Here is a 13,145-nt window from a genome sequence, read left to right as displayed (position 1 = left end):
CAAGCTCTAATATGTCATTTTCTATCTATTTTGTGAAAGAAATATGTTATATGAGAAATGTATAGCGGTAAACAAAAACAACCTGCTTACATGATGTAAGCAGGTTGAAAATAATAAAATTAGAATTATCGTGGTTCAACAATCAGTTTGATTGCTGTTCTTTCTTCTCCATCGATAAGAATGTCAGTAAAGGCTGGAATGCATATCAAATCCACTCCGCTAGGCGCAACAAATCCCCTTGCAATGGCGACAGCCTTGACCGCCTGATTCAGTGCTCCAGCGCCGATAGCCTGTATTTCCGCTGCACCGCGTTCACGTAAAACGCCGGCTAATGCTCCTGCTACTGAATTTGGATTTGACTTTGCTGAAACTTTTAAAATTTCCATTTTTGCTCCCCCTTAAATTTACAATGGATAAGTGAGTGTTCATTAGAACAATCTTTGTTAGATGTTGCTATTTTTTTGAAAATCCATCCCCAAAATGTTTTTCAAAAATAGCAGGCTACCTACCATTTTTACTATATTCACGATAGAGGGCGCATATTCCTTCTTTCTGATTAATATTTTTCTGAAATAAATATGTGAATATTTATTCAAAGAAAATATGGTCATCATTTATCAAAATTCGATCAATTTTGACAGCTTTTTTCGACGGTTCGTCAATTTCTACGATCACTGCACTTAATGTCGTGCGGCCTTCTGCAATTTCAAAACGGACAGGAAGGCTCGTTTTAAATCGTTTAATAATCGTTTCCCGATCAACACCTAAAATGCCGTCATAAGGACCAGTCATGCCAACATCCGAAATATAAGCAGTTCCTTTTGGCAAGACGCGGTTATCTGCTGTTTGAACATGTGTATGTGTTCCAACGACACATGATGCACGGCCATCTGTATACCAACCCATTGCTTGCTTTTCACTTGTGGCTTCACCATGAAAATCAATAAAAATAAACGATGTACGTTTTGAAGCTTCTGCTATAAGCTCATCTACTTTTTGAAATGGGCAGTCAATCGGAGGTAAAAATGTGCGGCCTTGCAAGTTGATGACAGCTAGTTCTTTACCTTGTTTTTTAATAAAAGTAAGCCCTTTCCCTGGTGTACCTTGCGGGAAGTTTGCCGGACGAACAATATGGGGTGCATCATCGATGAAATCGAAAATGTCTCTTTTATCCCATGTATGGTTCCCCATCGTGAGCACATCAGCCCCAGCTTGAAGCAGCTCGTGATAGATTTTTTCAGTAAGACCTTTCCCATGAGCCGCATTTTCTCCATTGACAATCGTAAAGTGCGGCTGATATTTTTTCTTTAGCTTTGGCAAGTATTCTTTCAGTGTATCTCTGCCAGGTGAACCAACGATATCTCCAACAAATAATATTTTCATACGTTTTGAACCCTTTCTCTTATAAAATGATCTTCTTATCAGTGTTGCATATTTACACAAAAAAATAAAGCGGCGCTAAGCGCACCGCTCTATTTTGCATACTCTACTGCGCGAGTTTCTCGAATAACTGTCACTTTAATGTGACCAGGGTAATCGAGCTCGTCCTCAATCCGCTTACGAATATCCCTTGCTAGACGGTGAGCTTCAAGATCATTAATTGAATCTGGCTTCACCATAATACGCACTTCACGTCCAGCTTGTATCGCAAACGATTTTTCAACACCTTCATAAGATTCAGAGATGTCTTCTAATTTCTCAAGTCTCCGAATGTAATTTTCAAGCGTCTCACTTCTTGCACCAGGGCGTGCTGCAGATAATGCATCGGCTGCCGCAACAAGAACAGCGATAATAGATGTCGGTTCTTGGTCACCATGGTGAGATGCAATACTGTTGATGACAACAGGATGCTCTTTATATTTCGTCGCAAGCTCAACGCCAATTTCCACGTGGCTTCCTTCTACTTCATGATCAATGGCTTTTCCAATGTCATGCAGAAGACCTGCTCGTTTTGCAAGCTTTGCATCTTCTCCAAGCTCTGAAGCCATGAGACCTGCAAGATGTGCAACCTCAATTGAATGCTTCAGGACATTTTGTCCATAACTTGTACGGAATTTTAAGCGACCGAGAATTTTGATGAGATCCGGATGCAAACCGTGAACTCCGACTTCAAATGTCGTTTGCTCACCCATCTCGCGGATATAATCATCGACTTCACGGCGTGATTTTTCCACCATTTCTTCAATTCGTGCAGGATGAATACGTCCATCCTGGACTAGCTTGTCCAGAGCTATCCTCGCTGTTTCACGTCTTATCGGATCAAAGCCCGATAAGATGACAGCTTCAGGTGTATCATCAATGATCAGGTCAATACCTGTTAACGTTTCTAACGTACGGATATTTCGTCCTTCACGTCCGATAATACGACCTTTCATCTCATCATTTGGAAGATTGACTACAGATACCGTTGTTTCAGCTACATGATCAGCTGCACAACGCTGTAACGCAAGTGAAAGAATGTTTTTCGCTTTTTTATCAGCCTCTTCTTTCGCCCGGTTTTCAGATTCTTTCGTCATGACTGCAATGTCGTGGGAAAGCTCATTTTCAACTTGATCCAGAATGATTTGTTTCGCTTCATCTCGAGTTAGACTAGAAATACGCTCCAACTCAGCTTTCTGCAAACGAATCATATCATCCACTTTGCTTTCCATCTCTTCAATATGTTGTTGTCGTTCATTCAGAGAATGATCTCTCTTCTCCAACAGGGACTCCCGTTTATCTAAAGTCTCGTCCTTGCGATCAAGGTTTTCCTCTTTTTGAAGTAAACGGTTTTCTTGTCTTTGAAGCTCATTACGTCTTTCACGAACTTCTTGCTCCGCCTCTACACGAAACGAATGAATTTCATCTTTCGCTTCTAAGAGCGCTTCTTTCTTCAATGCTTCCGCATCACGCTTTGCATCCTCAACAATTTGTTCGGCCATGTTTCTTGCGCCGGATATTTTTGCTTCTGCAATGGTTTTACGAACAAAGTAGCCAACAACTAAACAGATTAGGCTCAGCAAAATGGAGATGATCGTAAACATCGTAGGCGACATATTTTCACCTCCTCTTGCTATGAACTTGGTTTTACAAATAAAGTGTCGGCATGTACATTGTTTTGTGTCTCAACATACAGGGCCTTCACAGGGAATGAGATCCTCACTGCCCTTGTCAAGTTTAAATTAGTTATCAATCATGTTAAGAAAAACAAGTGATACATTCCCATTGTAATTGTGTCGGAAATACTTGTCAAGCTAGTCAGACTGAGGCGTAAGTCGTTATTTCAAGCAAAGACAGAACTTTTGACCCGCTAGCTGTTATGTAATTGTAAAAAAAAGACGCTTTTCAGCGTCTTTTTAGTCATTCAATTCCAATTCTTCTTGTCCTTCTTCGTCAGTTGATTTCACTCCGTTTGTATCCAAACCGTAGTGCTCCCTGATCTGCTCTTGAATCATAAGAAGAATGTCTTTATTCTCTTTTAGGAATTGCTTCGCATTTTCACGTCCTTGTCCAAGACGTTCCTCTTGATAAGAATACCAAGCCCCGCTCTTTTGTACGATATCTAGTTCGCTTCCAAGATCGATGATTTCTCCCTCTTTCGAGATCCCTTCACCGTACATAATGTCTACTTCGGCAATACGGAATGGCGGTGCCACTTTGTTTTTCACAACTTTAATTCTCGTTTTGTTCCCCATGATGTCGTTCCCTTGTTTCAACTGTTCAGCACGGCGTACTTCTAAACGAACAGATGAATAGAACTTAAGTGCACGTCCACCAGGCGTTGTTTCAGGATTACCAAACATAACCCCTACTTTTTCACGAATTTGGTTAATAAAGATCGCAATTGTTTTTGATTTGTTGATAGCACCAGATAGTTTACGAAGTGCTTGAGACATCAAACGTGCTTGAAGACCAACGTGTGAATCTCCCATGTCTCCTTCGATCTCTGCTTTTGGTACAAGAGCAGCTACTGAGTCAATGACAACAATATCAACTGCACCACTACGAACAAGTGCTTCTGCAATTTCAAGTGCTTGTTCTCCTGTATCCGGCTGAGAAAGTAACAACTCATCAATGTTGACACCTAATTTTTGAGCGTAAACTGGATCTAGCGCATGCTCCGCATCGATAAATGCAGCTTGTCCTCCCTGCTGCTGAACCTCAGCAATCGCATGAAGTGCTACTGTCGTTTTACCAGAACTCTCTGGACCATATACTTCAATAATACGGCCGCGAGGGTATCCACCTATTCCAAGCGCAGTATCAAGTGCTAACGAACCACTAGGTACTGTTGAAATACGTGTATCTGTTTGCTCTCCTAGTTTCATAATAGAGCCTTTACCAAACTGTTTTTCTATTTGTTTAAGAGCCATATCTAAGGCTGCTTGACGATCACTCATTCTATTGTTTCCTCCTTTATCAATTCCACTATCTATACTATACCTTGTTTTACGTCATTTGCCAAGAAAAAAACGAACACATATTCGATTTTTTCTCGGCAGATTATTTAAGAAAAGAGCTGTTTCTATTAGAAAAAACGCTCTTTTATAAAGGAGTAAACCTCATAAAAAACAAAATTAACTTTCTTTTAATAATTTGAGAAGGTGGTGCAAACCATATTTCACAGCACGCTTGCGAATGCCTGATCGACTGCCAGTAAACATCCATTCAAACACGTCTGTCTGATCTTTTGTCGATAGCCCGATAAATACTTTTCCAACCGGCTGTCCTTCGTGTGGTTCAGGACCTGCCACACCTGTAAAGCTAATACCGATATCGCTTCCCGTCAGTTTTCTAACGCCTTCTGCGAGCTCTAAAGCACACTCTTTGCTGACAGCACCATGAGAAGACAATGTTTCTTCACGGCAGCCCAGCACTTGCTGCTTGACTTGATTTGTGTAACAAACCACACTGCCGTTTAAAATGGATGATGCCCCTTCGAGATCTGTCAGCCACTCTGAAAACATACCACCAGTCAGGCTTTCAGCCGCTGCTACTGTTTTCCCGTGTTCATGCAAGGCCTTTGAAGCTTCAAAGGCAAGAGATGTATCACCATATCCGTAGAAGTACTCGCCGACCCGTTCTAAAATTTGTGCTTCTGTTTCTTTTAACAGACGCTCTGTTTCTTTTTCATCCTCATGCTTGGCTGTCAGCCTTAGCGTCACTTCCCCGTCAGCTGCAAGCGGTGCAATCGTTGGATTGGTCTGTGCATCAATTAAATCTTCAAGATCTGTTTCCAGTTGAGATTCACCGATGCCAAAGAAACGCAAGACAACAGACACGATTTTTTCCTTTAGGCCGAGTTTTTCAGAAATAAGCGGCTTCGCTTCGTTTTCAAACATCGGGTGCAATTCACTTGGCGGTCCAGGGAGCAGAATGTAAAACGTATCTCCCTCTTGTATAAACATACCAGGTGCCATTCCGAAACGGTTTACGAGCACATCAGATCCCTCTAGAACGAGCGCCTGTTTACGGTTGTTCGGCGACATATCACGTCCGGTTTTACGGAAGTACTCTTGAATAGACTCAAATGCTTCTTCATTTAGCACAAGCTCTTTACCGAGCGTATTTGCAATGGTTTCTTTTGTTAAATCATCTTTCGTTGGTCCAAGACCCCCTGAGAAGATAATAAAATTCGATCTTTCCTGTGCCACTTGAATGGCCCTTTTTAAACGCTCTGGATTGTCACCAACTGCTGTGTGGTAATAAACATTCACACCAATTTCAGCTAGTTGTTTGCTGATGAATTGTGCATTCGTATTCGTAATTTGCCCTAGCAAAAGTTCGGAACCGACTGCAATAATTTCTGCTTTTCTCTCTGACTTCAAAGCGTACACGTCCTTTTTAGTTAGAATTCTTTAAGGCTTCCCAGTTTTTCGCAAAGTAATCCCAGCCTGAGACAACAGTGAAGAACACCGCTACCCACATGGCAAGATCACCAAATGGGAATGATACAAGTTCAAACGGCAGGTTATGCAAAAGAAGTGCCGAAATCGCAATGATTTGCGCCCACGTCTTCACTTTTCCAAGCATATTGGCTGCGACCACTTCACCGTCTCCAGCTAAGACAAGCCTTAGGCCTGTTACAGCAAATTCACGGCTAATGATCACAATTGCCATCCATGCCGGCGTGAGGTTGTATTGAACAAGTATAATTAAAGCCGCTGAAACAAGCAATTTATCTGCAAGCGGGTCTAAAAATTTACCAAAGTTTGTGACTAAATTGAGCTTACGTGCATAGTAACCATCAATCCAGTCGGTTGTCGAAGCGACAATAAACAGGATCGCTCCAACAAGGTGAGTGACTTCGATGCTGACGTCACCAAAGCGCGCAACACCCCAATCTAATGGAGCAAGCATAATCAACATAAACACAGGAATCAAGGCGATCCTAGAAAGAGTAATTTTATTCGGTAAGTTAAACATGAATTCCAATCCTCCAATAAAGCATTTTTTATGTATATAATAGTAGGAACAAAAGAAAAGTCATCTACTTGCTTAAGATGACTTTTCCTTTCCTTTATTCACAATCACAATGTTTTGTGTCATGGTGTTTTTAGGGTCTAATTCGTACTTCAGCGTTTCGTCATTGACTTTAATATCGATTCCCGATGCATTTCCTAAGCGGATATCGACTTGGGAAAGATCAGTCAAGTCTGTTTTAAACGATTCGCCATCTTTCAATTCACCCATCTTCAGCACTTTTCCAGATTCGTCTCTCACACGAAGCCATGAAGCTTGTGAGGCAGAAATGGTTAGCTCCATCTCTTCTGCACCTGATACTTCATACGTTGTCGTAGAACCCTCTGTATTCGTCGCCTTCAAAGAAACATCTTCATCGTCTTTAGATGAATCCTTTGAGGAATCGTCTTTTTCAGATGATTTTTCTTGATCATCTGACGAAGCTTTTTCCTTTTTCTTTTGATCCTTTGCCAGCGATGAATCCTCAGACACTTCGTATTTTGATTCTGATTGCTGAGGAGCCGCCTGATTATTTTTCTGTCCGCTATCATGATTAACCGCTTGAACGATCACATAAATGATAGCGATCACCACAAGGATCCCTCCAATGATTAAAATCGTCGGAAGCAGCTCCAGTACCTTTGAGGCAGGCTTTGGCAGCTCTCTTTGCGGTTTAATATTTGATAATTTATCAGACACTTCATCGTTATACGTACTTGGTACATCTTTACGAAACTCTTCGAACAATTGTTCAGGATTCAGTCCAACGGCTTCGGCATATTGTTTAATAAACGCTCTGACGTAAAATTTACCTGGAATGATATCATAGTTTCCTTGTTCTATTGCTAGCAAATAGCGCTTTTGGATTTTGGTAGCCGCCATCAGATCCTCCAGCGACATCCCTTTTTCCTCTCTGGCCTCAACGAGCCGTTTTCCCAATTCAGTCAAAACAAACACCTACCATTACCATATTAAAAATCGAAGCCAGAAAAACCAGAATGATCAAACACTTGTGGTTCTTCAGCGTGCTCGTATGTAATTTCTTCGTCTGCACTATTACGCAATTCAATGATGTAGTCGAAATCATCCATTGTATATTCTGAATTTTGAATAAAGATATCTGGATGCTCTACCACCTTTGTAGCAGGCAGTCTCATAATTTCTCTTAAAAGCTGCAAGTGCTTTTCAGAACCTCTTCTTGTCGACACAATCCCATCAATAATAAAGACGTTATCTGGGCTGTATTCATCTGCAATCAGCTGACTGCGAATGGTCTGTTTCAAAAGAGTCGACGATACAAACAGCCATCTCTTACTGGCACATACACTTGAAGCAACAATTGATTCTGTTTTTCCAACCCGCGGCATTCCGCGAATTCCAATCAATTTATGTCCTTCTTTTTTAAATAATTCAGCCATAAAATCAACAAGAAGACCAAGCTCGTCCCTTTCAAAACGGAACGTCTTTTTGTCATCCGCATCACGCTGAATGTATCTTCCATGACGAACAGCTAAACGGTCACGAAGTTTTGGCTGTCTTAGTTTCGTTACTTTTATCGTTTCCATTGTATTTAAAATTGATTCAAGCCGCTTAATTTGATCTGTGTGGTCACATCGAAGAAGCATGCCGCGTCTTGATACATCAACACCATTAATTGTCACAATATTAATTGAAAGCATCCCCATTAAAGAAGAAATGTCTCCTAAAAGTCCGGGACGGTTCACCTGTATCTCATATTCAAAATACCATTCGAGCTTTGCCAAATGATATTACCCCCTTCATTGTGGCAAATTTTTACCTTCCTTTATCATAAAGCATTTTCACATTTTTAGAAAGCACAATGTTGCTAAACGGTTAAAATAAAAAGAGAGGCACAAACGACCTCTCTTTTTGTTTAGTGCGAGCTATTATTTTCAACTAGCTTGACCATCATGTTTGCAATGGCACGCTGCTCATCTTCTGATGCAACGCTCCAAAGGTCAGAAAGTACTCTTTCTTGCTCATTCTTTGCTTCAACTTCATTAGCCAGGTATCCGCCAATTTCATACGCAAGGTTATTGATGGTATCATCTGATAAACCTTTATCCTGTGCATGATTTAAACGGTCACCTAAAAAGTTTTTCCAATGGTCCCAGCTCTCAAGTACAGACATGTCGATTCCTCCATTCGAAAAGATGAATTACAGCCATAGCTTTTGTCATGGAGAGACGAATTATACACGTTTTTTAACAGTACCAGCCGCCATTCACAGATAAAATTTGACCTGTGATATAACTTGACTGCTTGGAGGCAAGAAACCAAATGGCTTCGGCTATCTCTTCAGGTGCGGCAAGACGGCCGAGCGGAATCTCCTCTTCCATCATCGCAAGGTCTTCTTGTGTGAAGCATTTCATCATATCAGTCTGAACCGCACCTGGTGAGACTGCATTTGCTCTAATTCCACTTGGTGCAAGCTCTTTGGCAAGCCCTTTAATGAAGGCATTTTGAGCACCCTTGACCATACTGTACAGTACTTCACACGAGGCACCCGTTTCCCCCCATATTGAGCTAACCGCAATAATATGACCTGACTTTTTTTGAATCATGGTAGGCAAAATGGATTGAGTAAGCTCATATGGACTTGTCACATGAAGCTGCACCATGCTGGCTAGAACTTCTTTTTCAGTATCTGTCACTAAACCAACATGACTCTTTCCGCTATTTAAAACAAGAATATCTGGATCAAGCGGCAGGCGGCTGACAAGCTCTGCTGCTCCGCCTGTTTTCGCTAAATCAGCTTGAACGACGTGCGTTTCTACTTGATATGTTTCTTTGAGATCAGCGGAAAGACGACTAGCCGCTTGTTCATTTTGATGATAATGGAGCATCAGATGGCAGCCTTCTTGGGCAAGCTTTTTGGCTGCCGCCTGCCCAATTCCGCCACTGGCACCAGTAATCAGCGCCCAACGACTCATACTTTGTTCCTACTTTCTTTATGGAATCCTTATTCTTTTCGTTTAAATGGGAACCAATTGGCTGAACCGAACAATTTGACCATCACAGGTACGAACAATGGTAGCACAACGAGTGCATACAATAAAAGTCCAGTTAGAACAAGTGTTGCAATTTGTAAGAGTGACAATACACCTGAAGGTAGCATCGCTGCAAATGTTCCTGCCAAAATGACGGCAGCAGACATAATAACAGATCCCATATTTTTCATTGATTCAGTCATGGCAAACTGGATGTCTTTTGTTTTGTATTCATTGAAACGTTCCATTAAGAAAATTGAATAATCGACTCCAAGCGCCATTAAGATGACAAAGCCAAAGAATGGAACAGCCCAGTTGATGCCCGGATATCCGAAGAAATGGGTGAAAATAAATTCGGTTATACCGATTGCTGTAAAATATGTCAAAATAAGCGAGCCCACTAAGTAAAGCGGCATCACGAGAGAACGGAACAGAATCACTAGTATCAGGAAAATACCGATCATCATGTAAAGAACTGTCTTATTGAAGTCCTGGTCTGACAGCTGTTTTAAATCAGCGTTCATACTTGATACACCAGATACGCCAAATGAAACATCTTTTAGGTTTGTTTCAGGAAGTGCACGTTTGACCGAAGCTTCTACTTGTTTAATTGTTTTCATGGCGTCGTTTCCATATGGATTGTCTTCTAAAATGACGTCAATCTTTGTCATTTTGCGGTCATCCGACATATAGGAATCGAACACTTGCTTGAATGCTTTATTTTTTAGGACATCTTTTGGAATAAACCAACCGGCCATGTCTTGATCTGGCGCGTTTTTCAGTTCATCTAAGTAGTCTCCTGCACCCATTAAGCCGTTTGAAATTTTCTCAAGTCCGTCTACACTTTTGTTTAGACCATCCGTCAGCTTGGTCAGATCGTCACCAAAGCCGCCAATTTTTTCTTTCATTTGTTTTTGACCATTAATGATGTCGCCGGCTCCATTTGCAAGTTTAGGCATACTATCAGCTAACTTTCCTTGGCCTTTAGACGTTTGATCTAGCCCGTTTTCAATGGCTTCTAAGCCAGCAATCAGCTCATCAATTTGATTTGTAAACACTTTTTGCTGCTCTGAAGCTTTTGCGATAAAAGCATCTGCTGCTTCAAGCTGTTTTTTTGCTTCTTTTGCTTGTTTTGCATAGCTGTCAGCCTGTTTGGCTCCTTCTTGCAAGGTAGTAGAAAGTTCCTTATATGAAGCTTTGATGGCTTGATATGATTGGTTTTCTTTCACCTGCGGAATTTGCTGCTCAAGTGTACTGAACTGTTTATTCGCTTGACTGATCAAAGCTTTCACATCCGCTGCGGCAGAGGATGACGTATCGACTTGTGCCAATGCGGCTTTTAATTCTTTGGAAATGCTTTTATACAGTGCCACTTGCTGATTTACTTGTGCGACTTGATCTGTTAATTCCTTTTTCGCACCCTTTATTCTTTCTTTAATTTCAGAAACACCTTTTTTGTTTTGATCAATTCCGTTTTGCAGATCTCTCATCGATTTTTCGACGTTTTGAATACCTGATTTTACGGATTCGGTTCCAGAAATCAATTTGTTAATGCCTTTTCCAGATGATTTAATTTGTGGTGTTTGATCCTCGATGGATTTACTCATGGTTGTAAGAGCATCTTGGATCTTTTTCAACCCTTCGTTACTTTTATCAAGCCCGCTATTTAGCTCTTTGGCTTGAGATTTCACGTACAGATCATTCAGTCCTTTTCCAACAGGGCGTGTCGCACTTCTTACTTTACTCACGCCATCTGTTTGTTCAATAGCGCGGCTTAGTTTTTCAACAGCAATCAGACCTTCGTTATTGTCTAAAAGATCGGATGATTTCAGGACAACGGTTGCTGGAAGGGCTTCACCTGGTCCAAATTTGTCAGAGATCGTATTAAATGCATTGACGGATTCGTATTTATTGCCGATTTCGTCTAGGTTGTTATATGAAAGTGTTCCTTTATACATGAGAATCGCTGGAAGGGTAATAATTGCAACGATTAGCAAGCTGAGAAGTGGTTTCTTAAATGAAAAACGACCAGCTGTTTCCCACATTTTCGATTGCGGGTGGGCAATATCGCCTTTGATCGGCCAAAATAACACTTTTCCTAAAACCGCCATAAAGAATGGAACGACAGTGAGCAGTGCCACAATTAACACGGCGACACCAACCGCCACGGCTACAGCTGATTTATACAGTTGGAATTCGGCTAAACCGATACACGTAAAACCAATGAGGACAGCAATTCCGCTGAATAAAACGGTTTTACCTGCCGTCTTATATGTTGTAATAATCGCCTCAATCTTATCTTTTCCGTGAGATAGTTCTTCTTTAAACCGGCTTAGCAATAAGATGCAGTAGTCGGTTCCAATCCCAAACATGATGGCGACCATAAAAATTTGGGTAAAGGTCGAGAGCGGAAAATCAACATACTTTACTAGGTAAGCCACAATTGATTGGCTGACCAAATAGGAAAGCGCCACGGCCACTAAAGGAACGAATGGTGCCACTGCGGATCTAAAGACAAGCACAAGAACAATTAAAATAAACCCTATTGTAATGAATTCCGTTTTTTTCAGACCTTCTTGTGAGCTTGTGATGACATCATCGTCGATTAGCGGCTGCCCTGTCATTTCAAATTTCAGGTTCAGGCTCTTAAGCTTTTCATTGACTCTTTCTTTAAAATCGGATGCTTTGATTTTGTTCGAGTCGTATGTAACTGGAACAAGAAGTGTTGTTTGATCTTTAGAGAGCATCTGTTTTTTAATATCTTTGTTTGCATCAAAATAAGAAGTGATGTCTTCAACATGGAGATCTTGATCCTTTTCTAAAATCTCCATCGCTTTCTTTAAAGAGGCTTCTCTTTCTTTGACGATATCCTTTCCTTGAAAGACAATGACGATCGATTTTTCCGTATCCCCATTTTCAGACATGTTCTTTAATAATTGATCGGCATAGGAAGAAGGATAACCATCAGGAACAGAAATCTGCCCTTTTTCTTTTGTTAATTGCGCCATATTAGGAGCGGTGATTAATAATACAGCCGCTAGTACGACCCAAAGGATCGTGATCAGCCATCTACCCTTTATGATTGCTCTCATTACTATGTTGTGCCTCCTCTTCGATGATAATCTGATAAATCTTTTCATATGTTTGAATAAATGATTCGATTTCTTTTTCATCAAACTTTTCTAAATATGACCGAACAAGATCCTGAAGCTGCTTTTCCATTCGGCTGACCACGTCTTTTCCTTCGGGCGTCACATAGAGATGAACATTTCTTCGATCAGCTTGATCATGCTCTCGATAAATATAATCTTTATTAAAAAGTCGATTGGTCATGGATGTCACAGCACTTTTGTTGACATTACATTCGATGGCAAGGTCTGTTGATGTACATCCTGGGTGTAAATTGATGTATCGAAGCGAGTAATATTGATCAAGTGTCAGTTCTTTATCGAGCTTTTCCGTGATCATACTCGATACTTTTTTCTCCATCATGAGATAGACGTCCGCATATCTCTGGATGAGCTGGGCAATTTTATTTTGTACCATATGCTGCTCCTTTAGTTTGATTGTTTAACTATTAAAGAGTTTAACTAATTACCGAAACAATTGTCAATCAATATCTTCGCATATAAAGCGCTTTCTTTAGCTGGACACAAAAAAGACAAACTCTTATATGTTGAGTTTGTCTTTTTT

12 protein-coding genes are annotated in these 13,145 nt (G+C 40.8%); all 12 read right to left on the bottom strand.

Annotated features, from left to right (window positions below):
* Positions 1-125 precede the first annotated feature (125 nt).
* On the bottom strand, positions 126-386 hold the full coding sequence (gene spoVS, locus ABG082_RS08425; RefSeq protein ID WP_003211281.1) for a stage V sporulation protein SpoVS: 261 nt from the start codon (positions 384-386) through the stop codon (positions 126-128).
* 202 nt (positions 387-588) lie between these two features.
* Positions 589-1,383, bottom strand: coding sequence for a TIGR00282 family metallophosphoesterase (locus tag ABG082_RS08420; RefSeq protein WP_348936759.1), 795 nt, complete (start codon positions 1,381-1,383; stop codon positions 589-591).
* Between the two features lie 89 nt (positions 1,384-1,472).
* Positions 1,473-3,035: a ribonuclease Y gene (rny, locus tag ABG082_RS08415; RefSeq protein ID WP_007499477.1), complete on the bottom strand. Its 1,563-nt coding sequence runs from the start codon at positions 3,033-3,035 to the stop codon at positions 1,473-1,475.
* A 300-nt stretch (positions 3,036-3,335) separates the two neighbouring features.
* Positions 3,336-4,379, bottom strand: coding sequence for a recombinase RecA (gene recA / locus ABG082_RS08410; protein WP_007499478.1), 1,044 nt, complete (start codon positions 4,377-4,379; stop codon positions 3,336-3,338).
* Positions 4,380-4,556: 177 nt separating this feature from the next.
* Positions 4,557-5,807: a competence/damage-inducible protein A gene (locus tag ABG082_RS08405; RefSeq protein WP_116306871.1), complete on the bottom strand. Its 1,251-nt coding sequence runs from the start codon at positions 5,805-5,807 to the stop codon at positions 4,557-4,559.
* Positions 5,808-5,823: 16 nt separating this feature from the next.
* Positions 5,824-6,405 (bottom strand): CDP-diacylglycerol--glycerol-3-phosphate 3-phosphatidyltransferase, encoded by a 582-nt coding sequence (gene pgsA, locus ABG082_RS08400; protein ID WP_348936758.1) that lies wholly within the window; start codon positions 6,403-6,405, stop codon positions 5,824-5,826.
* A 72-nt stretch (positions 6,406-6,477) separates the two neighbouring features.
* Positions 6,478-7,389, bottom strand: coding sequence for a helix-turn-helix domain-containing protein (locus ABG082_RS08395; RefSeq protein WP_019744182.1), 912 nt, complete (start codon positions 7,387-7,389; stop codon positions 6,478-6,480).
* A 23-nt stretch (positions 7,390-7,412) separates the two neighbouring features.
* Entirely contained in the window at positions 7,413-8,204 is a 792-nt protein-coding gene (locus ABG082_RS08390; RefSeq protein WP_003211480.1) for a DUF3388 domain-containing protein, read from the bottom strand.
* A 131-nt stretch (positions 8,205-8,335) separates the two neighbouring features.
* A complete protein-coding gene (locus tag ABG082_RS08385) occupies positions 8,336-8,593 on the bottom strand; it encodes a DUF3243 domain-containing protein (RefSeq protein ID WP_008344693.1) in 258 nt (85 codons plus the stop codon).
* A 73-nt stretch (positions 8,594-8,666) separates the two neighbouring features.
* Positions 8,667-9,395 (bottom strand): SDR family oxidoreductase, encoded by a 729-nt coding sequence (locus ABG082_RS08380; RefSeq protein WP_348936757.1) that lies wholly within the window; start codon positions 9,393-9,395, stop codon positions 8,667-8,669.
* 29 nt (positions 9,396-9,424) lie between these two features.
* Positions 9,425-12,544 (bottom strand): MMPL family transporter, encoded by a 3,120-nt coding sequence (locus tag ABG082_RS08375; RefSeq protein WP_348936756.1) that lies wholly within the window; start codon positions 12,542-12,544, stop codon positions 9,425-9,427.
* A complete protein-coding gene (locus ABG082_RS08370; RefSeq protein WP_007499493.1) occupies positions 12,522-12,998 on the bottom strand; it encodes a MarR family transcriptional regulator in 477 nt (158 codons plus the stop codon). Before ABG082_RS08370 ends, ABG082_RS08375 begins: the two co-directional genes overlap by 23 nt.
* Positions 12,999-13,145 lie beyond the last annotated feature (147 nt).

The organism is Bacillus sp. BS1807G30, from assembly GCF_040047675.1.
Lineage (GTDB): Bacteria > Bacillota > Bacilli > Bacillales > Bacillaceae > Bacillus > Bacillus altitudinis.
This window is presented reverse-complemented; position numbering and strand designations above follow the sequence as displayed.